Here is a 22,450-nt window from a genome sequence, read left to right on the forward strand (position 1 = left end):
TACTAAAAGGATTTCGTAACGCAAGAATATGAACGCATTAATCTCTTCTGCTCTGTTTGGTGTTTGCCTGATGTTTATCGGGTTAGTTGTAAAGAACAAGCAAAGCATTAAATATTTTGCCATCCTCGGCGCAGCTATGTCCTTCGGGGCTAACCTGCTGGATTGCTACAACGTGGGCACCACCCTTTATGGCATGATCGAAGTGAGCAGCTTCTCCGTAGTATTCAACGGCGTGGCTATCGGCGCTACGATGTTGTACTTCCTCCTTTGCGGCAGCTCGTTCGAGAAAGTAGGTGAGCACGTAGCCGATTACTTTGCGCTGATGTTTTTTATCCTGGCGGGTATTACCATCGCCTCTTCTTTCAGCAACCTGTTGATGTTGTTCCTGGCGATCGAGATCATCTCCATCCCACAATACATCCTCGCAGGGGCCGATAAAAGGAACCAAAAGAGTAACGAAGCATCTTTAAAATACTTCCTGATGGGCTCCTTCTCCACCGGCATTTTGCTGATGGGTATCGCGCTTATCTACGGTGCCGCCGGCAGCTTCAACCTCGCTGAAATTGGTCTGGGTACCGGCGAACTGCATCCATTGTCGCTTTGCGGTATTATGCTGATGGCTTTCGCCCTTTCCTTTAAAGTGTCTGCCGCTCCCTTCCACTTCTGGACGCCTGATGTGTACGATGGCTCACCTACCGTATTCACTGCATTCATGGCCACCGTGGTAAAAGCGGGTAGCTTCGTCGCCTTCGCCCGTCTGTTCCACACTGCGTTTGCAGGAGGTTCCATCAGCGAACACTGGGGACTCATCATCGCGATCATCACCGCACTCACCCTGCTGATCGGTAACATTACCGCCGTATTCCAGCAGAGCGTGAAACGTATGCTGGCTTACTCCAGCATCGCGCAGGCAGGCTTTATGCTGTTTGCTGTAGTTGCGATGAACGAAACCGCTACCCAGGGTATTATCCTGTATGCAGCGGCATATAGTGTTGCGAGCATCGGCATCTTCGCCGTACTGCTGAAGCTGGGCGACTATACACTCGATGGCTTTAATGGCCTGGCTAAGTCTCAGCCGCTCATGGCTTTCGCTACTACCGTATTCCTGATGTCGCTGGCAGGCATCCCGCTTACCGCCGGCTTCTTTGCTAAATACTTCGTACTGGCTGCGGCTATCCAGCAAGGCGGTTTATTATGGCTGGTGATCCTCGCCGTATTGTGTGCTGCGGTAAGCGTGTACTACTACTTCCGCGTGATCATGGCCATGTACTTCAAATCAGGTACACCGCAGATCACCGAGCCAAGTGGCGGCTTTAAAGCCGGACTGGTACTGGCTGTGGCGATCGTAATCGTATTGGGTGTATATCCCAACCTGCTGCTTAACCTGTTATAATAGAAACACATTGATAGTAAAAAGAGGGATGCCTGCAGGTATCCCTCTTTTTATTTGTACGGGTAAGCATCCTGACCGAATTATCTTAACTTTAGGGTAACCCGCTTTTTATGAAATTCTTGGACACGTTTTATCTTGCACTCCGTTCCGTATTGGGTAACCGCCTGCGCACCTTTTTAACGGTGGCGATCATCGCTTTGGGCATCATGGCCCTGGTAGGCATCTTTACGGCAATTGAGAGCATTAAGTCCAGTATTTACGGCAGCTTTGCCAGCATGGGCGCTAACGGCTTCACCATCCGCAACCGCGAAATGATTGTTCGCATCGGCGGGGGAGGTGGTGCTACCAAAGGCACTAACACCACCCGCAGGCGTATCAAAACCTCCAACCGCAATAAAGTGATCCGTTACGAAGAGGCCATGGCCTTTAAGGAACGTTTTGCTTTTCCATCGATGGTGACGGTATCGTTCCGTGCGGGAGGTGGTATCACGGTGTATAGGGGACAACGAAAAACGAATCCGACGGTGAACGTAATGGGCGGCGATGAAAACTACCTTCGCTTTTCCGGGTACGATTTGCAGATGGGCCGCGACTTCAATACACTCGATATGCAATCCGCCCGCAACGTAGCCATACTTGGGATGGACGTGGCCAAGAAGCTGTACGGCGAAGACCTGAAAGATGTGGAGAACAGCACCGTGCGCGTAGGTAATGTGCGTTACCGCGTGATAGGGGTGCTGAAGGCAAAGGGCAGCAGTGGATTTATGAGTGCAGATAACGTGGTGCTTACCACCGTGGCCAATACCCGGCGCGTGTTCATTCGTCCGAATGCATCCTACAACATTGGCGTAAACGTGAACAACATCAGCCAGATCGACGTGGCGATGGGCGAGGCCACGGGCCTCATGCGCATCATCCGTAAATTGTCGCTCGATGAAGAAAATAACTTCTACCTCAGTAAAAGCGATAGCCTGGCAGAGATCCTGTTCAAAAGTTTAAGCAACGTGACTTATGCCGCCATCCTCATCGGTTTTATCACCCTGTTCGGTTCTTCTATCGGGTTGATGAATATTATGCTGGTAGCTGTAGCAGAGCGTACCCGCGAGATCGGCGTTACAAAGGCATTAGGGGCTACATCCTCCACCATTCGTATGCAATTCCTGCTGGAGGCGGTAGTGATCAGTGTGATGGGCGGCCTGTTCGGCGTCATCCTTGGTATGCTGGTGGGCAACCTCGTGTCGTTACTCTTAGGCAGTTCCTTCATCATTCCCTGGTTATGGATCACGCTGGGCATATTACTTTGTGCCACGGTAGGACTCATCTCCGGGTTATATCCCGCATTAAAGGCCTCGCGCCTCGACCCGATCGTGGCACTGCGCTACGAGTAATTTACACGACTATGCTGGACTTACAAAGTTTGGGCGACCTGGGCATATTTGACCAGCTGCATCCCGATCGCGCCTTGTTTAAACTGATCGACCATACCCGTACCGATAATGGTATGGAGCGGCTGAAACAGCGGCTGAAAGAGCCGATCAGCGACCGGGACAAACTGCTGCAAACACAGGCGGCCATCCGTTACATACAAGAGCGGATCGATAAGTTTAACCTGCCACTGTCCAACGACGATGTATACTACCTCGAGAAATATTTAGAGTCCAGTGTGGTGCCGGTCGACGTGAGCAACAAGGTGAAACGCACCATGCAGATCATGAGCAGGCAGCTGACCGACAAGAGCAATTACTATTACATTGTTGGTGCCGCTAAACGCGCTATCTACTTCCTGTACGGCATGCAGCAGTTCGTGGAAGGTGTACAGTCCGAAGAGGTGCCGCCTGTCCTTAAAGTACTGCTCGACAGCATGGCAGCCACTATCGGTGAGTTCGATCTTCACCAGTTAAAGCTCGACGACGAGATCAGCGAAACCGAGTTGTTCGTTTTCGACCATGCCTTGCGCGCGACACACAAACCCAAAGCAGCCGCCTTCCTCGAAACCCTGTACGAGCTGGATGCCCTGTACTCCCTCGCTAAATTCAGTCAGCGTTACCACCTTAGTTTTCCTGAAATAACAGCGGATGAGTGCCGGCTGAAAGGGTTGTATCACTTGCAGGTGCGCAAGCCTGTGCCGAACGATATCGACTTCAGCGAGGCGCATTGTTTATTCCTGACAGGCGCCAATATGACTGGCAAATCCACCCTTATCCGCGCCATTTGCCTGGCCGTATACTTTGCTCACCTTGGCATAGGCGTGCCTGCCAGCGAAGCCAAAATCCCCTTATTCGCGGATATCGTGATCGCCATTAATAAAACCGACGATCTGCAGCGGGGCTACAGCCATTTTATGAGTGAGATCAAACGCGTGAAACTGGCAGTAGAGAAAGTAAATGCCGGTCGTAAAGTGTTCGCTGTCTTCGACGAACTATTCTCCGGTACCAACACCGAAGACGCCGCCGCGTGTTTAAGCATCGTACTGAACGGTATGGCTAAACGACATAATGGCTATTTCATATTTACCTCGCACCTGGCTGCTATCCTCGACGAGCTGCCGCAGATGACACATGTGCAGCGCCGTTATTTGGAGGTATTGCATGAAGGCGAAGATGTTGTTTGTACTTATCGCTTAAAAGAAGGCGTAGCGCGCGATCGCATTGGGTTGTATACGTTGCGCAAGGAGGGGTTGGAGGAGTTGTTGAAATAAAAAAAACAGGCCATCTCTACGAGACGGCCTGCTTCCAAATGTTGTATAGAGTGGACTACTCAGCTACTACTTCAAATTCCAGCTCAGCTTCGTTGCCTTTACCGAAATCCAGTTTCGCTTTGTAAGTACCCAGTTCTTTTACATCGTCCAGGATGATGATACGACGACGGTCGATCTCATAACCTTTCTGTTCTTTGATAGCGCGGGCGATCTGAACGCCGGTTACACTACCGAAAATTTTACCGGAAGTACCGGTTTTAGCGCCGATTTTAACAGGAGCAGCTTTCAGTACTTCAACCACTTTCGCGATTTCAGCAAGCATTTTCTCCTCTTTTACTTTCTGCACTTTTACGCGTTCGTCCAGTTGCTTCAGGTTAGAAGGGCTGGCTTCTACGGCAAATTTCTGGGGAATCAGGAAGTTCCTGGCGTAACCGTTCTTTACGCTAACCAGTTCATTTTTCTGGCCCAGATTATCAACGTCTTGTATTAAGATGATTTGCATAACTTCTTACTTTAAAAGGTCAGTAACATAAGGCAACAGCGCCATTTGACGAGCTTTTTTAATAGCCTCGGCTACTTTACGCTGGAATTTCAGAGAGTTACCAGTGATACGACGTGGCAGCATTTTGCCCTGGTCGTTCAGGAACTTCTTCAGGAACTCACCATCTTTGTAATCGACATACTTGATGCCCAGTTTCTTGAAACGACAGTATTTCTTCTGGCGTTTCTCCTGCTTAACCGCGGTTAAGTATTTGATTTCTTGTTTAACTGCCATAACTTTTAAGCTTCAACGGTTTTGGATTCAGCATTCAGGCTACCACGTTTCCTTGCGTTGTACGCTACCGCGTGCTTGTCAAGTTTAGTAACCATGTAACGCAATACATTTTCATCGCGATTCAGCTGGATCTTCAGCTTCTCATTGAGGTCGGATGGCGCACTGAACTCCAGAACCAGGTACATGCCCGTGGTTTTCTTCTGGATGGGATACGCCAGTGATTTCAGACCCCAGGGATTTTCGTGCGTAATTGTACCGCCGTTATCTTTAATAACGTCAGCAAATTTCTTCTGAATAGATTTAGAATCTTCTTCAGACAGCACAGGGGTAAAAATCACCATCAATTCGTAGTTTGACATAATTCCCTGATTTGTTTGTAAATAATTAAAAATTAAAATTTGGAGTGCAAAGATAGGGGATTTTTCCAATTAAAAGCCTTGTCTGGCTGTATTTTCAAAGAAAAAGGCCGCCCCTCTCAAAGGCAGCCGTCTACGTTCGATCGGTTTCTTCAAAAAGATAACAGGTTAACACTTTTCAGGAGTGCATTATCGGAAATCTTAATACTTACATGGTTAGCTAGTATAGCATTCCAACAATGTCTGCAAGTTAAGGTAGTTTCATATAATACGATTGTAATATTTTTCTCCTTTTAGTCATCTTCACATCTCTCCCCATCCTCCGTTGCGTCGCACACTTGTACTTTTTTTATTTCCATCAACAGGCGAGTTAACCCTTCATCCGGGATTAGCTACCCAAGGTGAAAAGCGGGTGTCAAGTATACTTAGTAATCTCCTAACTAACTGACAAGTTTTTCTAGTATAAGACAAAGGGCTGTTTACGCTGGTACTGAACCATCACCCAACCATCACTGAACCATCACCCAACCATCCGGGCCGGCTTCGCCCTTTTTTCAAAATTAGCGCTCTGTCCGGTGTTTAAAAGGTTTATCGGTAGGGTTGCAGCAAGTATCTCCGAAGGATTCCCGGTGCCCGGGAAGGGATCTGCCGATGCGGTGAGTGACACAACGGCGGCTGAAGAAGGGGCTGAAGCTGGTGCCCGGAAAAGAGAAACCAGACATCTTGTCAGCCTGCCGGCCATGGCACATACTTTGAAAATCATTGCACCTAGCTAAAATCAGAAAATATTATGCAGAAAGGTGCCATCCGCGTTCAGACGGAAAATATCTTCCCCATTATCAAGAAATTTCTTTACTCCGATCACGAAATCTTTATCCGTGAACTGGTAAGTAATGCCGTAGACGCTACCCAAAAGCTCAAAACCCTCGCCAGCGTAGGTGAGTTTAAAGGCGAACTGGGTGAACTGGACATCACCGTAAAAGTGGATAAAGAGAACAAAACGATCACTATTTCCGACCGTGGTATCGGTATGACCGCCGAGGAAGTAGATAAATATATTAACCAGGTGGCCTTCTCGGGCGCCGAGGAGTTCGTGAATAAATATAAAGACCAGGGCAATGGCGCCAACATCATTGGTCACTTTGGTCTCGGTTTTTACTCTTCTTTTATGATCTCTGATAAGGTAGAGATCATCTCCAAATCCTGGAAAGATGCGCCTGCCGTACGTTGGGAGTGCGATGGCAGCCCGGAATACCAGCTGGAAGAAACTACCCGCGCCGACCGTGGTACGGATATCGTGATGTATGTGAACGAAGACAGCCTGGAGTTTCTGGAAGACGGCCGTGTACGCAGCATCCTGGAAAAATTCTGTCGCTTCCTGCCAGTGCCTATCAAGTTTCACGACGAGCAAATCAATAACCCAACGCCCGCCTGGACTAAAAAGCCTAGTGAGCTGACCACCGAAGATTACCAGAACTTCTATAAAGAACTGTACCCTTTCTCCGAACCACCGCTGTTTTGGATTCACCTGAATGTGGACTATCCGTTTAACCTGACAGGCATCCTGTATTTCCCGGCTATTAAAAAGACCTACGAAATGCAGAAAGACAAGATCAACCTGTACAGCAACCAGGTATACGTAACCGACGAGGTGAAAGACATCGTTCCCGAATTCCTGATGCTGCTGCATGGTGTGATCGACAGTCCGGATATTCCGTTGAACGTAAGCCGCAGCTACCTGCAGGGCGATCCGAATGTACGTAAGATCAACGCGCACATTACGAAAAAAGTAGCCGATAAGCTGGACGAGATCTTCCGCAACGACCGTAAATCTTTCGAAGAAAAATGGGAGCACACCGGCCTGTTCGTGAAATACGGTATGATGACCGACGACAAGTTTTACGAGAAGGCGAACAAGTTCCTCGTGATGGAAGATGTAGACGGCGGTACCTTCTACACACTGGACGAGCTGCGTAATGAAACGCAGGCGCTGCAAACAAACAAAGAAGGTAAGCTGGTGATCATCTACTCCACCAACCCGGTGCAGCAGGATAGCTATGTGTGGGCCGCAAAATCGAAAGGTTATAAAGTAGTGAAGATGGAAACCCTTGTGGATGCCGCCTTCATCAACACCATAGAGCAAAAGTGGGACAATGTACAATTCACCCGTGTGGATGCCGACATTGCTGACAACCTGATCGACGCGAACGAGAATAAAGACAGCGTGCTTACCGAAGAGCAGACTACCAAACTGAAAGACATTTTCACCTTCCAGTTACAGTCGCAGCCAAACATTAAAGTAGATTTCAAAGGACTGGCTGCGGATGCACAGCCGGTAATCGTTACCCGCAGCGAGTTTATGCGCCGTATGAAAGACATGGCGGCCGTTAGCGGACAAGCGAACAGCTGGTACTCACAACTGCCCGACGAAATCACCATGACCGTAAACGCCAACCACCCGATATACCAGGACATCCTGAAAGAGGCGGACGGTGGCCGTCAGCAAAAGCTGGTACGCAACCTGGCCGATCTGGCTTTGTTGTCGCAGCACCTGCTGACCGGTGCAGATCTTACTGCGTTCGTACACAGGAGCGTAGAATTGCTGAAAGTGTAGTGAGCGCACTCCGCTGTAACTACGCCTGAGCGTGGAATTGTAACAATGCTTTGAGGGGCGGTCTGCGCCATAATGTAGCACTTGCCTCCCAATTCAAATAAATAAAGCCGTGTAGGAGAAAAAGTTCTCTTATACGGCTTTTCTTTAATTCGTATTTTTTAGCATAATATATTTAATTCAGTAATAAGACGCTTTTTGATATTCCCGCAAACCCTTTATAGAAAAGGGTTACAAAGGCTATCAGTTTGTGTACCACTTACATCCTTCTGGCACAACGTTTTCATACAAGCTATACTATAAGCCTATTAAACGCGTTTTGGTGATGTGAATGAAAATGGTGCCTCCCGGCATCGGCTCAACAACTATTGTAAACCATATCACAAAACCTGACTTTTATGATTACCATCAAAAGCAAGGCTGCTATTGCAGCTAACGTAAAAACTTTGGCCCTTTTTGCCGGCCTGCTCACATTCGCTTCCTGTTCAAAAGAAGACACGACAGAAAAAATTACGAACGACAACGAGGTGCTGGTAGCACCGAACGAAAGCGGATTTGTGAAACAGTCGCCTTTATGGTCCGTAAAAACCCTGACCAATCCGAGTAAAGCCGGCGGTATCAATCCGCAGTACCTGCTTTACACGGCATCGACCTACAACACGCACACCAGCTCAAAATGGCCTGTGATCATCTTTTTGCACGGTGTTGGCGAGCGCGGATCGAACATCAACCAGATCCGCAATGTAGGATTGCCAAGAAAAATCGGTAACCAAACCGACTTTATGTTCCTGGTGGTAGCCCCTCAATGTAAGGCTAACACCTGGTGGGACATTCCCAGCCTGAATGCCCTGTACGCGGAAATCATTGCCAGGTACAATGTAGATCCGAAAAGGATTTACCTCACAGGCCTGAGCATGGGCGGTTACGGTACCTGGGACTGGGCCATGTTGAATCCAGAGAAGTTTGCTGCGGTGGCACCTATTTGTGGTGGCGCCGATTACCTGGATAAGGTAGCAAACATGAAAAACGTTCCTACCTGGACTTTCCACAACGTGGATGATCCGACAGTAGGAGTAGAGAACACCCGAGAAATCGTAGCGAAGCTGCGTGGAGCCGGTAATACCCGCGTGAAATACACCGAAAATCCAACCGGCGGCCACGACGCCTGGACGAAGGCGTATGCAAATGCGGACCTGTATTCCTGGTTCAAATCTTATCGTAAATAATAGCCGGGAGCACTATTTTAGGGAGTGGGAGAAATATTTCAGGATATTTCTCCCATTTTGTTTTTCTATAATCTATGATAATTACGGAGGTCTATCTACCTGATCCTGAATAGGGTGACCTCGCTATGGAGCGGTCATACCGCAGTTAAGTGTCCATCATACGCCCCAAAACACTTCCCTGCAGCGAAATCTGGCGCAATTTTTTCTACAGAGTGGGTACCTATATCAAAATAAATTCCAACTTATAGAGTTTTACAGGAAAGCCTTTTAACCGGGGCATATTATTATAAACCATATCAGGAAAACACATGACAACAACACACAGCTGGTTTACCAGACCTATGACGCTCATTACGTTATTGGCGGCCGGATGGCTGTTTTTCGCAGCATGCGCCAAGGAACGGAGCATTTCACCGGATAAGGAGGCAGAGCATCCTGGCGGCGGCGGTGGTATTGATACAACCGGCACCGGCGGAAAAGATACGACTACCAACAATGGTGGCGGCACAGGTGGTGCGAAGGATGATTTTGCGCAGCTGCCTGCCGGTATTTCCGTACAAACCTTAACAGCCTCTGCCCCGGCGATCAACAAGCAGTACGTGGTGTATACACCTTCTACTTATAATACAGATAAAACGAAAAGCTGGCCGGTTATCATCTTCCTGCACGGGATAGGGGAGCGTGGCAGTAATATTAATTCCGTAAAGAACGTAGCGTTGCCAAGAAAACTGGCGGCAGAAAAAGACTTCCAGTTCGATGATCGCACCGCAGTGCAGTGCCGATGAATGGTGGGATACGCGCAGCCTCGATGCGCTGTACACCGAAGTACTGGCTAAATACAATGTAGATCCAAGCCGCGTATACCTCACCGGTTTAAGTATGGGTGGATATGGTGCCTGGAATTGGGGTATGAAAGCTGCCGACAAATTTGCTGCGGTTGCACCCATCTGCGGCGGTGCCGATTACCCGGACCTGGTATGTAACCTGAAGAACAAACCAGTGTGGGTGTTCCATAACGCGAACGATCCTACGGTGGGGGTAGAGAACAGTCGTAACCTGGTAGCGGCACTTAAAAAATGCGGCAGCACTTCCGTTACTTACACCGAAAATGCTACTGGTGGTCACGACGCCTGGACCAAAGCATACAACAATCCGGATTTGTATACCTGGATGCTGAAATTTAAGAAGTAGTCATAGCCTTGCCAAATAAGCTGTTATAACGTATACAGCCAAAACGAAAATGCAAAATGAAAAACGTGCTATTGTTTAGCACGCTATCATTTTGCATTTTTGCATTTATTCGGGATATACCTGTGAATAAAACCAGTGAACGTTTCTTTTGCAGCAGAGAAAAATCCGGATCTCCGATATAGTTTTAGCCATTCCCTTACCATGACCCTCACCTGTATTGCAGGTGGTGATTTGTTTATTATTCCTTATATCTATCTATGTACAGCAAAAAGACTGAAGTCTCTTTCATGGCACTATGTGCCGCCGCATTATTTTGTTTGACGATCCAAACTTCCTGCGCTGGCGACAGCGACATTCAACCTGACGAGGACACCGTTGTTACCGTACCTGGCCCCGTAAAATTTGCGCCGCAGTCCATTGGTCTGAGCGTAAAAAAGATGGATAACAAGGATACGGGCGGCATCAGTTCCCAATACCTGTTATACATCCCCGAAGGTTATAACGAGCACCAGGAGAAACTATGGCCCATGATCGTTTACCTGCACGGCCAGGGCGAACGTGGTACTGATATTGACCTGGTAAAGAATATGGGTTTACCGAAGAAAGCGGCCAGTGATAAAAACTTTCCGTTCATCGTCATCGCACCGCAGTGTAACAAGGCTACCTGGTGGGATTTACCAAGTGTAAGCCGCCTGTACACCGAGGCGCTCAAGAAATACAACATCGATCAAACCCGCCTGTACCTTACCGGTAACAGTATGGGAGGTTTCGCCTGTTGGGAATGGGCCATCCTGCGCCAGGACCGCTTCGCTGCCATCGTACCGATCAGCGCACCGAAGCCGGACAATTGGGCGGATGCCTGTAAAACCAGCACCAAACCAATATGGGCCATTCACAATGCCGACGATTCACAGGTGCCTGTCGCTAACGCGCGCTTCATGCGCGATACGCTAACGCTTAAATGTAAGTCCACCACCTTTAAATACACCGAACACGCCACGGGCGGTCACGATGCCTGGACGAAGGCATACGACGATGCAGCATTGTACGAGTGGCTGTTGCAACAAAAAAAGTAAAGTAATTAGTCCCCAGGCATGTTCTGGGGATTTAATACTTTTACACCGGAACGAAGAAAGGCCTTATGTATATACACCGACTGTTATTGTGCTGCCTGCTAATGGTATTTGCCACTGCGCCCGTTTACGCTGTAAGCGAGCCGGGCGACACCCTCTATTATGCGAAACAAGCGCCTGGTATTTCTGTTAAAAAGATGCGGCTGCCCGCCCGCAGCATCGATCAATATGTATTATACACGCCATCTACTTACAATACGGACAGGAATAAACGCTGGCCGGTATTGATATTCCTGCATGGTAAAGGCGAGCGGGGTAATGATATTAACCTTGTTAGAAAGATGGGCATTCCCTGGCGCCTGCGTGATATTCCTAATTTTCCTTTCGTGGTGATTGCCCCGCAATGTAAACTGAACGTCAACACCTGGGACGTGGCCAGCTTAAACGCCTTGTGGCCCGACATCGTACGACTCTACCGCATCGATACCAATCGCGTATACCTTACCGGCCTGAGTATGGGCGGCAACGGCACCTGGATGTGGGGCATGAATAGTCCGGAGAAGTTTGCTGCACTGGCACCCATGTGTGGCTGGGGTAATCCGGCTAATGCCTGTGCCTTAAAAGATAAGCCGATGAAAGTGTTTCATAACGCCGACGATGATACGGTGCCTGTGAACGGCTCTCGCAGACTGGTGAATGCGATCAAAGCATGTGGAGGAAAGAAGGTAGAATATACAGAGCGGCCTACGGGCGGGCATGATGCCTGGTCGACCCCTTACTACGATACGAAGTTTTACGAGTGGTTGCTGAAGCAGTCGAAATAAAAGCAGCTGTCAGTGCCGGGTTTTGATATTAACCTGGTATGCCGGTTCTGAACGTATGTGTTGCCGCATGCAGCTCCTTTGATTGTTGCGGTACAAGAATCCAGGTGGATAGTATAGGGGTGCTACTGCCGGATGTCGATCACCTTTAGTTGTAATGACACCGCACCATTCCATTCATTTTCTTCCACGGTAAACACGATATCAAACGGGCGTTTGCTCGTAATGATCGGGAACTTATCTGCCATAAAGAAGCCGATGCCCGAAAACACAGGGCCTGAGCGTTGCTTTACGGAAAGTTTGATATGCTCATCTTTCACAATGCGCGAGTATCCTGTATCCACTACATTTCTCGCCATAAAAACAGGACGGAGGTTTTCTGGTCCGAGCGGCTCAAACTGTTTCAGGATATTGAAGAAGGCAGGGGTTATATCTGCAAAACTAATTTCTGTATCGATCACGATTTCCGGTATCAGCAGCTCCGGGTCGATGGTAGAAGATACCACCTCTTCAAAACGCTCCTGGAAAGCTTTTACATTTTCCGGCTTCAACGTCATACCAGCCGCATAAAAGTGTCCGCCATAATTTTCGAGCAGGTCTTTACAGCGGTGAATGGCCTCGTACACGTTGAATCCTGATACTGAACGCGCCGAGCCCGCCACTTTATCATTGGATTGCGTGAGGATGATCGTTGGGCGATAATAGTATTTATCGATAAGGCGGGAGGCGACGATGCCTACCACTCCCTTGTGCCAGTGCGGTTGAAACAATACGGTGGATTTACGCGCCAGCTGCGTGTCGTCACCCTGTATGAGTAACACCGCTTCCTGCGTAATTGTCATATCAATTTCTTTGCGGTCGAAGTTGTCAGCATGCAGCACTTCAGCGATCTCCATGGCCCTATCAAAGTCCTTTTCGATGAAGAGGTTCACGGCTTTACGGGCATCGTCCATACGGCCGGCGGCGTTTACCCGCGGCGCGATCACGAACACCAGGTTGGAGGTCGTCAGTTTTTCTTTGAGTCCGCTGAGTTGTACCAGCGAGCGTATCGCCGGGATGGGGTCTTCGTTTACCTTTTTAATGCCATAGAACGCGAGTACCCGGTTTTCGCCCGTTATAGGGACAATATCCGCAGCAATGCTCGTAGCCACGAGATCGAGGTAGCGGTACACCGATTCCATGGGCATGCCACGCTTTTGCGCCAGCGCCATGATCATCTTAAACCCGATACCACAACCGCTCAGTTCCTTGTAAGGGTAGGGGCAGTCATGTTGTTTCGGGTTGAGGATCGCTACAGCCTCGGGCAAAACAGCATCCGGCAGGTGGTGATCACAAATGATAAAGTCGATACCTTTTGATTTGGCGTAGGCGATCAGCTCTACCGATTTAATACCACAGTCGAGTGCGACGATGAGTCCGAAGTCGTTTTCAATCGCATAATCGATGCCTTGTTGAGATATGCCATAACCTTCGCGGTAGCGATGAGGGAGGTAAAACTCTATATTGCTATAAATAGATTCGAGGAACGTGTACACCGTGGCTACGGCCGTGGTGCCATCTACGTCATAGTCGCCGTAGACCATAATTTTTTCGCGTCGGAAGAAGGCGAGTTCGAGGCGTGAGATGGCCGCGTCCATGTCTTTCATCAGCCAGGGATCGATAAGGTCATCGAGGGTAGGGCGGAAGAATCGTTTAGCAGCATCAAAGGTAAGGATGCCGCGCTGTACGAGCAGCCGGCAAAGCAGGGGATGAATGCGTAATGCAGCCTGAAGCGACCGTTCGGGCCCCGGTTGATATTTCTTTACTGTCCAACGTTTCTGCATGAAAAATGCTTGCAATTTTAGAAAGTGCGGTCGGTTGTATACCGCACTAATGATTCCAGGCCACTCCGGATTTCATTGTCTGGCAGTTGATGTAAGATCGCTAACGCTTCATCACGATATTGCAACATTTTCTCCTGGGCATAGGCGATGCCGCCGCTTTTGGTCACGAGCGCAATCACGTGCGCCACTTTGTCTTTGTCGGTGTTGTGATTTTTGACAATGTTGATGATCTGCTTACGTGTGTCCGGGTCGGCATGTTGTAGTGTATAGATGAGGGGGAGTGTCATTTTTTTCTCCCTGATATCAATACCTGTAGGTTTGCCGATGTTGGCGGTCCCGTAATCGAAAAGGTCGTCTTTGATCTGGAAGGCAACGCCTACCTTTTCGCCGAACTGGTGCATGCGTGCCGTTGCTTCTTCATCGCCACTGGCGCTCCAGGCTCCTGCTGCACAGGCGGCTGCGAGGAGGGAGGCCGTTTTACGGCGGATGATATCGAAATAGACATCTTCCTTGATGTTGAGCCTGCGGGCTTTTTCCATCTGCAGCAGTTCGCCTTCACTCATCTCCCGCACCGCTTCGGTCAAAATCTCCAGCGTACGGAAGTCCTTGTTATTTAAAGATAATAAAAGTCCTTTAGAAAGCAGGTAGTCGCCGACTAAAACGGCAATTTTATTCTTCCACAGGGCATTCACGGAAAAAAAACCACGCCTTTCGAGTGAGTCGTCTACTACGTCGTCATGTACCAGGGAGGCAGTGTGCAATAATTCCACAAGAGATGCTGCCCTGAATGAACTTTCTTCGATCTTATCTGTAAATAATCTGGCGGAAAGTAACACGAACATGGGACGGATCTGTTTCCCCTTGCGCTTCACGATATAATGCATGATCCTGTCCAGCAGCGGCACATGGCTCTTCACTGAGTCCGCAAACTTGCTCTCAAAATCGTGTAATTCCTTCCTGATCAGATATTTAATTTCCTCCATTTGTTAAAAGAAAAAAGGATTGCTAAGCTATGCTTAAAATATTACATTTCGATAAATTGGCCCCGAATTTGCTAATAATGCTGAAATTGCGATGCCTTATAACATTGAATAATACTTAATTTTGAGGCAGTTATCAATGAAAATAAAATCGCAATAAAAATTTGTATATTCATTAAGGATTTTTACCTTTGCTTGGTAAAAAACGAGTTAATAATAAATTTTTAACAGTTTTTAAATAAAAAAACAATTATGGCAAGCAAAAAGTACTTATTACTGGCAGGTGCTATGAGCCTTCTGGCGTCTACCAGTTTTGCGCAAGTTAAGCCCAACCTGGACGTTCTGGACTCTTCCAAAGTAGCCCCGTCCAAAATGGCGCAATTTAACGCATTCAAAAATCATCAGTCTGATTATCCTGCAAAACCAAGGGATATGTGGGAACTCGGTTTCCATGGTGGTTACCACATGATTATCGGTGACGTTTCTTCCCGCCCAGGTTTTGGTGGTGGTCTGTCAATCAGAAAATCACTGGGTCACATTTTCTCTATCCGTGGTGAGTACACTGGTTCTTTCGACTACGGTATGGACTACAAAATGCGTCCAATGACTGCCAGCACTGTTGGCGGTAACCCATGGGCTGCTACAGCTGCTGCTAACGGCGGTATGATCGTAGCTAACTACAAAACAGCTACTCACCAGCTGTCTTTGAACATGATCGCTTCTCTGAGCAACATGCTGTTCTATAAATCACAGCCTAAAGTAAACTGGTATGTATTCCTGGGTTACGGTATCATGGCTGCTGACGTTGACGTTGATGCACTGGATGGTGGCGCAGCGTATGACTACTCTACAGTAGACTTCACTGGCAAACGTAAAGACATCAAAAAACGCCTGAAAGATTTCCATGACGGCGATTACGAGCAAAATGCTCCTTCACAGGGTAACCGCGTTACCATCGGTCGTAACGATGACAACCAACTCCTGCGTCATGCGCTGGAAACTGGTACCGGTATCTCCTTCAAAGTTTCTAAACGCTTCAACATTGGCGTAGAGAACAAAATCACTTTACCATTCGATGATTATCTGGACGGCTACTTCGGTGGTGCTTCTGACCAGAATAAAGACTTCATCAACTACACCAGCCTGCGTCTGAACTTCAACCTGGGTAACTCAACTAAACGTGTTGAACCACTCTGGTGGCTGAATCCTTTGGATTTCGTGTACAACGAGCTGACTGCTCCTAAACGCATGAAACTGCCTACCCCAGTTCTGCCTGATGCTGACGGCGACGGTGTAACTGACCAGTTCGATCGCGAGCCTAACACTCCAGCTGGTGCTCCAGTTGACGTGAACGGTGTTGCTAAAGATACTGACGGTGACGGTGTTCCTGACTACAAAGACAAACAGCTGATCACTCCAACTTACTGCTTCCCAGTTGACGCAGACGGTGTTGGTAAATGCCCAGATCCTGAGTGCTGCAAAAACATCCCAGCAAACACTTGCGCTACCCTGGTTCTGCCTAGCGTATCTTTCAAAGGTTCTTCTACCAAAGTTAGCAGCGACAACGAAGCTATCCTGGCAAGCATCGCAGCTTCCCTGAAAGCTAACCCTTCCTGCAACGTTCTGGTAACAGGCCACGCTGGTGAGAAAGCTAAAAAAGGTGGTGTTGACCTGAGCTCCCGCCGTGTTGACGCTGTAGTTGACTACCTGGCTGACAAGCAAGGTATCGATCGCGGTCGCTTCATCAAACAAAACACTCCTGGTGATGCTGGTACTGTTGACTTAGCTCCTGCTAACTAAACTTACCTCATACCGGTAAAATATCTGAACAGGCTGCCAATCGGTAGCCTGTTCTTTTTTAAGTAGGTATTTCCCTATCTGCTTTTTTCCTCCTACATTTGACATGCCTTTAATTATTAAGTGTGTTAAAGAATTTCAACAAAGTTACACTGGCCGGCCTCGTCGTTGCACTGGGCATTATTTACGGCGACATCGGTACCTCACCACTTTACGTTTTTAAGGCCATCCTGGCTGACAACGAAGTATCAGAACATTTGATCATAGGGGCTATCTCCTGCATCATATGGACACTCACTTTACAAACCACCGTTAAGTACGTTATTCTCACCCTCAAGGCCGATAACAAGGGTGAAGGCGGCATCTTTTCGCTCTACGCACTGGTCCGACGGCATGGCCGGTGGACGGTCGTACTGGGAATGATCGGGGGCGCTGCATTGCTGGCTGATGGTATCATTACACCACCCATCACTGTGTCTTCGGCGATAGAAGGTTTACGAACGCTGCCCATCTTTAAAGACCTACACCAGATCACCATTGTTAAAATCGTTATCGCGATCATCGTCCTGATGTTCGTCGCACAACAATTCGGAACGACCACCATTGGTAAGTTATTTGGCCCCATTATGTTATTGTGGTTCGGTATGCTGGGTATACTTGGCATCAGCCATATCGGTAACGACCTCTCAGTATTAAAGGCGTTTAACCCTTACTACGGCCTGCAATTACTTATGACTTACAAATCCGGCTTCCTGATATTAGGTGCCGTGTTTCTTTGTACTACGGGGGCGGAAGCTTTGTATTCCGACCTTGGACACTGTGGGCGCGGCAACATCCGCGTATCCTGGATATTTGTGAAGGCTTGTCTCATCCTCAATTACCTCGGCCAGGGCGCCTGGTTATTAAACCATGAAGGCAGCACGATCCCTAAAGACCAGAATCCGTTCTTTATGATCATGCCCGAATGGTTCGTGATCTTTGGTGTGGTCATCGCTACTATGGCTTCGGTAATTGCCAGTCAGGCCCTGATCTCTGGTTCGTTCACGCTTATTTCTGAAGCAATGCGCCTGAACCTGTGGCCTAAACTGAAAGTGAACTATCCGACCGAGCAACGTGGTCAGCTTTATATCCCCGGCATCAACTGGCTCTTACTTGCAGGTTGTGTGTCCGTTGTATTATACTTCAAAGAATCATCGGAAATGGAGGCGGCATATGGCCTGTCGATTACGATCTGTATGCTAATGACGTCCTGCCTGTTCGCATTTTATTTGTATACCCGGCGGGTCTCGCGGGCCTGGGTGGCGGTATACCTGCTGGTGTATCTGACTATCGAGTTCTCGTTCCTGCTGGCCAACGTGGTTAAGTTCATGCATGGCGGTTATGTAACCGTGATCGTTGGCGGCCTGCTTTTCCTCGTGATGTTCGTATGGTTCAGGTCACGTAAGATCAAAAACCGTTACGTAGAGTTCGTGAAATTGGAAGATTACCTGCCCATCCTGCAGGAGTTGAGCAATGATACCACGATCCCGAAGTTTGCCACGCACCTCGTATACATGAGCAGCGCAGACAATCCGAAGGAAATTGAACATAAGATCCTTTATTCCATTCTCAATAAGAAGCCGAAACGTGCAGATATTTACTGGTTTGTACACGTGGATGTGGTGGACGAGCCTTACCTGAGCGAGTACTCTGTACAAACGATCATCCCGAATGAAGTGATTCGCGTAGAGTTCCGCCTTGGATTTAGGGTGGAGCAGCGTATTAACCTGATGTTCCGCATGGTAGTGGAGAATATGGTGCGTAATAAGGAGGTGAACATCACCAGCCGGTACGAGTCACTGAGTAAAAACAACGTAGTAGGCGATTTCCAGTTCATAGTGATGGAGAAATTCCTTTCGCATGATAATGACCTGCCGCTGCATGAGAGGCTCGTCATGAGGCTGTATTTCATTCTTAAGAAGATATCTCTTTCGGAGGAGCGGGGCTTTGGTCTTGACTCCAGTTATGTAACGATCGAGAAGTTCCCGCTGGTGGTAGCGCCGGTGACTAACCTGCAGCTGCGGCGTACGAATTAAGTATAATCATACTACAGATAGAAAAGTCCTTCGCCAGTCGCGAAGGACTTTTTATTTGAGCGCATGTTATCAATGAAAAAGTCCTTCGAAGAGTCGAAGGACTTTTTTTAACACAACTAAAAAAACAATCAAAAACTTAAAAAGAATGCTTGCTATCATCGGGCGTTTCCCTGTCTGTATCCGCGAACCAATGGTCTTCGGTGAGGGCGGGCATCCGAACGGTGGTATATCGCCTTTTGATATTGATGCGAGCCGGCTTGCCTGCAACTCGTTCCAATGGGGCGGGTCTACCTTCTATGATCTGGTCTCTGCCTGTCAAAAGGCGCCGGCTTGCCTTCGGCGCGCTTTCTGAAGTGGCAAAGTGATTCGTTCAATCAGGTTTTTTACCGTCGAGGAAGGTGTTGATCGTATTGATCTCTACCTGGTCGTTACCATTATCGCCAACGGAGTAGCCGGAATAGAACTGCTCTGCGGAACCGGCGCCATTGTCCAGGTTAATGTTACGGCGCAGGTAAGCGGGTACGTTTTCTATTTCGGTGTTGTTATCCATCGTTTTTACGTTGAAGCTGATGCTGCGCAGCTTCGCGATCCTTTCGGCCTGTTTGCGTTTCTGCTCCTCCAGCTGCTCTTCTACCTGTGAAGGTGAGAATTGCGGTACCTGAGGTTCCGGTGCAACGGGTTCATCTTCCCTGAACACCATTTTCATTTCCGGCTCATCTTTCGTTTGACCGGGAATGTTAGGTTCGGAGTAAATGTTGGTTGGCCTGGACAGGTAGCTGCCGCCTGTAGGCATGTGCACCTGCTGCTGCTGTTGTTGCTGCTGCGGGGTGATTACATTAATACTGTTGGACGCAGGCGCCTGTTGTGGCGTTGGTTGCGGCACTGGCAGTGGCTCTATGTTCAGCGTAAATGTTTGTCTTTCCTCCTGAATAGGCGTAGGCGTTACAAAAGATGCTGGTGTAGCCGGGTGATTAATAATCGGTTCTACCAGGCGTGGAGCCATCACATCCTCTGGTTCTGTAAAGAGGGTGCCCTGGTTCTGCGCGCTCATTTTTTTCTCTTCGCCGTCACGTCCCAGGTGCAATACGATCTTCGGCTCTTCCTTTGGTCCGGCAGGAGCTTCAGTTGTTTGCTTCTGAGGCTGGATAGGCTTTTGCTCAAAGCCGGTAGCGATGATCGTTACGCCCAGTTTACGATCCAGCGTATGGTCGTAACCCACACCAAGGATCACGTCGCAATCCTCGCCGGCCATGCTTTGCACGTAGGCCTGGATTACGTCCATCTCATCCAGTGTATGTTCAAACTCTCCTTCGGAAGAGGAGATGTTGATCAGAATCCATTTAGCGCCTTTGATATCGTTATCGTTCAGCAGCGGAGAAGTGAGTGCTTCTTCGATGGCGATCTGTGCACGGTTATCACCTTCGGCAGTGGCTGCGCCCAGGATGGCTACACCGCCGTTGCGCATTACGGTACAAACGTCCGCAAAGTCAACGTTGATCTGGCCGGTGCTATTGATCACATCTGTAATACACTTAGCCGCTGTGGCGAGTACATTATCTGCTTTTTCGAATGCTGCCTTGAACTTCAGGTCGCCAAACTTCTGGCGCAACTTATCGTTCGAAATGATCAGCAGCGTATCTACGTTTTCTTTCAGCCTGTTGATGCCTTCTTCGGCCTGCGTCATCCTCTTTTTACCTTCGTAGGAGAAGGGTGTGGTCACAATGCCCACGGTGAGGATGCCCAGTTCTTTACAGATGCGTGCAATGATGGGGGCACCGCCTGTACCGGTACCACCGCCCATACCGGCAGTGATGAAGGCCATCTTTGTATTTACTTCCAATATCTTCTTCAGCTCTTCGAAGGATTCCTCCGTAGCCTGCTCGCCGATTTTGGGATTGGCGCCTGCTCCCAGGCCCTGTGTTAAATGCGGACCCAGTTGAACCTTGTTAGGCACGGGGCTGTTTGCGATAGCCTGTGCATCGGTATTGCAGATGATAAAATTCACCCCTTCAATGCGCTGGCTATACATATGATTCACCGCATTGCTTCCTCCGCCACCAATGCCTATTACTTTGATGATAGAAGACTTCTCTTTTGGAAGATCAAAATGTATCATGACTCTTTCTCTTTATTGGGTTAGTTATTCGGTTACTGATTTGGGGTTAAAGTTTTGCATCTTCTTCCTCCGTGAACATGTCGATGATCTTTGTTTTCATCCTGTCCAAAAAGGTTTTGAGCGATGCGTTTCTTTCTCTTGCTTTTCTGTCCTGCACCTGTTGTGGTGTTGCGATTTCTTCTTCCTGTGTTGTTACGGTTTCTTCTTCGTCTTCCATCCATTCATCTTCCTGTTGCTGTGCAGCGCGGCGTGCAGCCTGCTCTTTAGCCAGGTAGCTGGTATTAATCTTTACATAATTCTCTTCGAGTGCGCGACGATCATTTTCATAATCGTTGTAACCTTTCAGGATCAAACCGATACAGGTGGCGTACATCGGCTTGGTAAGCTCGTCGATGTGGCCGCTGGCGAGATGCTCGTTCGGATAACCGATGCGTGCGCTTACACCAGTGCTGTACTCAGTAAGCTGGATCAGGTGTTTCAGTTGTGAACCACCACCAGTCAATATAATGCCGCCATTCAGCATTTTATTGTCCATGCCGATCTGTTTCAGGTGAAATACTACGAAATCAAGTATCTCACTCATACGTGCCTGGATGATGTGCGCCAGGTTTTTAACAGAGATTTCTTTCGGGCTCTGACCACGCAGACCAGGAATGGTGATGTAGGCATTGTTCTTTGCTTCATCCGCCAACGCATATCCGAACTGCACCTTCATTTGCTCAGCCTGGGTTTTCAATACACCCAAACCGTTCTTGATATCGTTGGTGATGTTTTCGCCACCGTAAGGAATAACGGCAGTGTGTTTCAGGATGCCCTCGTAGAACACGGCCAGGTCGGTAGTACCACCGCCAATGTCCACGATTGCTACGCCAGCTTCAAAGTCCATGTCGCACATTACTGCTGCGGCAGATGCCAGTGGTTGCAGTACCAGGTCACGGATTTTCAGGCCAGACTTTTCAACGCTCCTGTTGATGTTACGGATGGCGTTTTTATCGCCGGTGATAATATGGAAGTTAGCGCCCACTTTCACACCACTCATACCAATAGGGTAGGTGATATTCTGGAGGGCATCCACAATATATTGCTGGGGGATAACATCGATGATCTGGTCGCTGGCCGGAATAACAGTTTTGTACTGGTCGTTGATCAGCTGGTCAATATCCTTTTGAGATATTTCGGCATCGGTATCGTTACGCACGATGTCGCCGCGGGTTTGCAAGCTTTTAATGTGATGGCCTGCAATACCAACGTATACTTCATTAATCTCAAGATTGGGATTGGAAGCGTAGCAATTTTCGAGGGCCTGGCGAATGGCCTTGATCGTCTGATCGATGTTCAATACCATACCGTGTTGAACACCAAATGAGGGGGCCTTACCGAATCCCAGGATTTCCAGTTTACCGTATTCATTCTTCCGTCCTGCAATGGCAGCAATCTTCGTAGTTCCAATGTCAAGTCCTACAATGATGGGAGCTTCCTGATTCATGTACTTATATTTAAAGGTGCGTTTTTAAC

At 48.4% G+C, this 22,450-nt stretch carries 18 protein-coding genes; 11 read left to right on the top strand and 7 right to left on the bottom strand.

Annotated features, from left to right (window positions below; all coding sequences use genetic code 11):
* Positions 1-28 precede the first annotated feature (28 nt).
* From MKQ68_RS25645 to MKQ68_RS25655, 3 genes are all read left to right on the top strand, one after another.
* Positions 29-1,393: an NADH-quinone oxidoreductase subunit N gene (locus MKQ68_RS25645; protein WP_264281524.1), complete on the top strand. Its 1,365-nt coding sequence runs from the start codon at positions 29-31 to the stop codon at positions 1,391-1,393.
* Positions 1,394-1,503: 110 nt separating this feature from the next.
* Entirely contained in the window at positions 1,504-2,781 is a 1,278-nt protein-coding gene (locus MKQ68_RS25650) for an ABC transporter permease (protein ID WP_264281525.1), read from the top strand.
* 11 nt (positions 2,782-2,792) lie between these two features.
* A complete protein-coding gene (locus MKQ68_RS25655; RefSeq protein ID WP_264281526.1) occupies positions 2,793-4,091 on the top strand; it encodes a MutS-related protein in 1,299 nt (432 codons plus the stop codon).
* A 55-nt stretch (positions 4,092-4,146) separates the two neighbouring features.
* Here MKQ68_RS25655 and rplI read toward each other — a convergent pair whose 3' ends face one another.
* Genes rplI through rpsF form a run of 3 tightly spaced genes read right to left on the bottom strand, consistent with a single transcriptional unit; the run spans position 4,147 to position 5,225 of the window.
* Positions 4,147-4,593, bottom strand: coding sequence for a 50S ribosomal protein L9 (rplI, locus tag MKQ68_RS25660; protein ID WP_264281527.1), 447 nt, complete (start codon positions 4,591-4,593; stop codon positions 4,147-4,149).
* Between the two features lie 6 nt (positions 4,594-4,599).
* Positions 4,600-4,866, bottom strand: coding sequence for a 30S ribosomal protein S18 (gene rpsR, locus MKQ68_RS25665; RefSeq protein WP_264281528.1), 267 nt, complete (start codon positions 4,864-4,866; stop codon positions 4,600-4,602).
* A gap of 5 nt (positions 4,867-4,871) precedes the next feature.
* Positions 4,872-5,225 carry a 30S ribosomal protein S6 gene (gene rpsF / locus MKQ68_RS25670; RefSeq protein ID WP_264281529.1) on the bottom strand — a complete coding sequence of 118 codons (354 nt, stop codon included), beginning with the start codon at positions 5,223-5,225 and terminating at the stop codon, positions 4,872-4,874.
* A gap of 787 nt (positions 5,226-6,012) precedes the next feature.
* Between rpsF and htpG the strand changes: the two genes are divergently transcribed.
* The 6 genes from htpG (at position 6,013) to MKQ68_RS25700 (ending at position 12,147) form a co-directional block, all read left to right on the top strand.
* Positions 6,013-7,836 carry a molecular chaperone HtpG gene (htpG, locus tag MKQ68_RS25675; RefSeq protein WP_264281530.1) on the top strand — a complete coding sequence of 608 codons (1,824 nt, stop codon included), beginning with the start codon at positions 6,013-6,015 and terminating at the stop codon, positions 7,834-7,836.
* A 395-nt stretch (positions 7,837-8,231) separates the two neighbouring features.
* Complete coding sequence (locus MKQ68_RS25680) at positions 8,232-9,059, top strand: carboxylesterase family protein (RefSeq protein WP_264281531.1); 828 nt, start codon at positions 8,232-8,234, stop codon at positions 9,057-9,059.
* A 308-nt stretch (positions 9,060-9,367) separates the two neighbouring features.
* The gene (locus MKQ68_RS25685) at positions 9,368-9,844 is read left to right on the top strand and encodes a hypothetical protein (RefSeq protein WP_264281532.1); all 477 of its coding nucleotides are present in this window, start codon (positions 9,368-9,370) and stop codon (positions 9,842-9,844) included.
* The gene (locus MKQ68_RS25690) at positions 9,816-10,250 is read left to right on the top strand and encodes a carboxylesterase family protein (protein WP_264281533.1); all 435 of its coding nucleotides are present in this window, start codon (positions 9,816-9,818) and stop codon (positions 10,248-10,250) included. The genes MKQ68_RS25685 and MKQ68_RS25690 overlap by 29 nt, the downstream gene beginning before the upstream one ends.
* Positions 10,251-10,567: 317 nt before the next feature.
* Positions 10,568-11,326 carry a carboxylesterase family protein gene (locus MKQ68_RS25695; protein ID WP_264281534.1) on the top strand — a complete coding sequence of 253 codons (759 nt, stop codon included), beginning with the start codon at positions 10,568-10,570 and terminating at the stop codon, positions 11,324-11,326.
* A gap of 65 nt (positions 11,327-11,391) precedes the next feature.
* Complete coding sequence (locus MKQ68_RS25700; RefSeq protein WP_264281535.1) at positions 11,392-12,147, top strand: carboxylesterase family protein; 756 nt, start codon at positions 11,392-11,394, stop codon at positions 12,145-12,147.
* A gap of 122 nt (positions 12,148-12,269) precedes the next feature.
* Here MKQ68_RS25700 and recJ read toward each other — a convergent pair whose 3' ends face one another.
* Complete coding sequence (gene recJ / locus MKQ68_RS25705; RefSeq protein ID WP_264281536.1) at positions 12,270-13,967, bottom strand: single-stranded-DNA-specific exonuclease RecJ; 1,698 nt, start codon at positions 13,965-13,967, stop codon at positions 12,270-12,272.
* A gap of 17 nt (positions 13,968-13,984) precedes the next feature.
* Positions 13,985-14,950, bottom strand: coding sequence for a polyprenyl synthetase family protein (locus MKQ68_RS25710; protein WP_264281537.1), 966 nt, complete (start codon positions 14,948-14,950; stop codon positions 13,985-13,987).
* A 249-nt stretch (positions 14,951-15,199) separates the two neighbouring features.
* On the opposite strand from MKQ68_RS25710, the gene MKQ68_RS25715 reads away from it, so the two are divergent.
* Positions 15,200-16,747 (top strand): OmpA family protein, encoded by a 1,548-nt coding sequence (locus MKQ68_RS25715; RefSeq protein ID WP_264281538.1) that lies wholly within the window; start codon positions 15,200-15,202, stop codon positions 16,745-16,747.
* 122 nt (positions 16,748-16,869) lie between these two features.
* Complete coding sequence (locus MKQ68_RS25720) at positions 16,870-18,819, top strand: KUP/HAK/KT family potassium transporter (protein WP_264281539.1); 1,950 nt, start codon at positions 16,870-16,872, stop codon at positions 18,817-18,819.
* A gap of 370 nt (positions 18,820-19,189) precedes the next feature.
* On the opposite strand, the gene ftsZ is transcribed toward MKQ68_RS25720, so the two are convergent.
* Positions 19,190-20,935 (bottom strand): cell division protein FtsZ, encoded by a 1,746-nt coding sequence (gene ftsZ / locus MKQ68_RS25725; RefSeq protein WP_264281540.1) that lies wholly within the window; start codon positions 20,933-20,935, stop codon positions 19,190-19,192.
* 46 nt (positions 20,936-20,981) lie between these two features.
* The gene (gene ftsA / locus MKQ68_RS25730) at positions 20,982-22,421 is read right to left on the bottom strand and encodes a cell division protein FtsA (RefSeq protein WP_264281541.1); all 1,440 of its coding nucleotides are present in this window, start codon (positions 22,419-22,421) and stop codon (positions 20,982-20,984) included.
* Between the last annotated feature and the right edge of the window lie 29 nt (positions 22,422-22,450).

Source organism: Chitinophaga horti (genome assembly GCF_022867795.2).
Lineage (GTDB): Bacteria > Bacteroidota > Bacteroidia > Chitinophagales > Chitinophagaceae > Chitinophaga > Chitinophaga horti.

Coding starts and splice junctions, on each gene's coding strand:
- MKQ68_RS25685 (WP_264281532.1), top strand. CDS start 9,368: ATGACAACAACACACAGCTGGTTTACCAGACCTATGACGCTCATTACG.
- recJ (WP_264281536.1), bottom strand. CDS start 13,967: ATGCAGAAACGTTGGACAGTAAAGAAATATCAACCGGGGCCCGAACGG.
- htpG (WP_264281530.1), top strand. CDS start 6,013: ATGCAGAAAGGTGCCATCCGCGTTCAGACGGAAAATATCTTCCCCATT.
- MKQ68_RS25700 (WP_264281535.1), top strand. CDS start 11,392: ATGTATATACACCGACTGTTATTGTGCTGCCTGCTAATGGTATTTGCC.
- MKQ68_RS25715 (WP_264281538.1), top strand. CDS start 15,200: ATGGCAAGCAAAAAGTACTTATTACTGGCAGGTGCTATGAGCCTTCTG.
- rpsR (WP_264281528.1), bottom strand. CDS start 4,866: ATGGCAGTTAAACAAGAAATCAAATACTTAACCGCGGTTAAGCAGGAG.
- MKQ68_RS25650 (WP_264281525.1), top strand. CDS start 1,504: ATGAAATTCTTGGACACGTTTTATCTTGCACTCCGTTCCGTATTGGGT.
- rplI (WP_264281527.1), bottom strand. CDS start 4,593: ATGCAAATCATCTTAATACAAGACGTTGATAATCTGGGCCAGAAAAAT.
- ftsA (WP_264281541.1), bottom strand. CDS start 22,421: ATGAATCAGGAAGCTCCCATCATTGTAGGACTTGACATTGGAACTACG.
- MKQ68_RS25655 (WP_264281526.1), top strand. CDS start 2,793: ATGCTGGACTTACAAAGTTTGGGCGACCTGGGCATATTTGACCAGCTG.
- MKQ68_RS25680 (WP_264281531.1), top strand. CDS start 8,232: ATGATTACCATCAAAAGCAAGGCTGCTATTGCAGCTAACGTAAAAACT.
- ftsZ (WP_264281540.1), bottom strand. CDS start 20,935: ATGATACATTTTGATCTTCCAAAAGAGAAGTCTTCTATCATCAAAGTA.
- MKQ68_RS25645 (WP_264281524.1), top strand. CDS start 29: ATGAACGCATTAATCTCTTCTGCTCTGTTTGGTGTTTGCCTGATGTTT.
- MKQ68_RS25690 (WP_264281533.1), top strand. CDS start 9,816: ATGATCGCACCGCAGTGCAGTGCCGATGAATGGTGGGATACGCGCAGC.
- rpsF (WP_264281529.1), bottom strand. CDS start 5,225: ATGTCAAACTACGAATTGATGGTGATTTTTACCCCTGTGCTGTCTGAA.
- MKQ68_RS25710 (WP_264281537.1), bottom strand. CDS start 14,950: ATGGAGGAAATTAAATATCTGATCAGGAAGGAATTACACGATTTTGAG.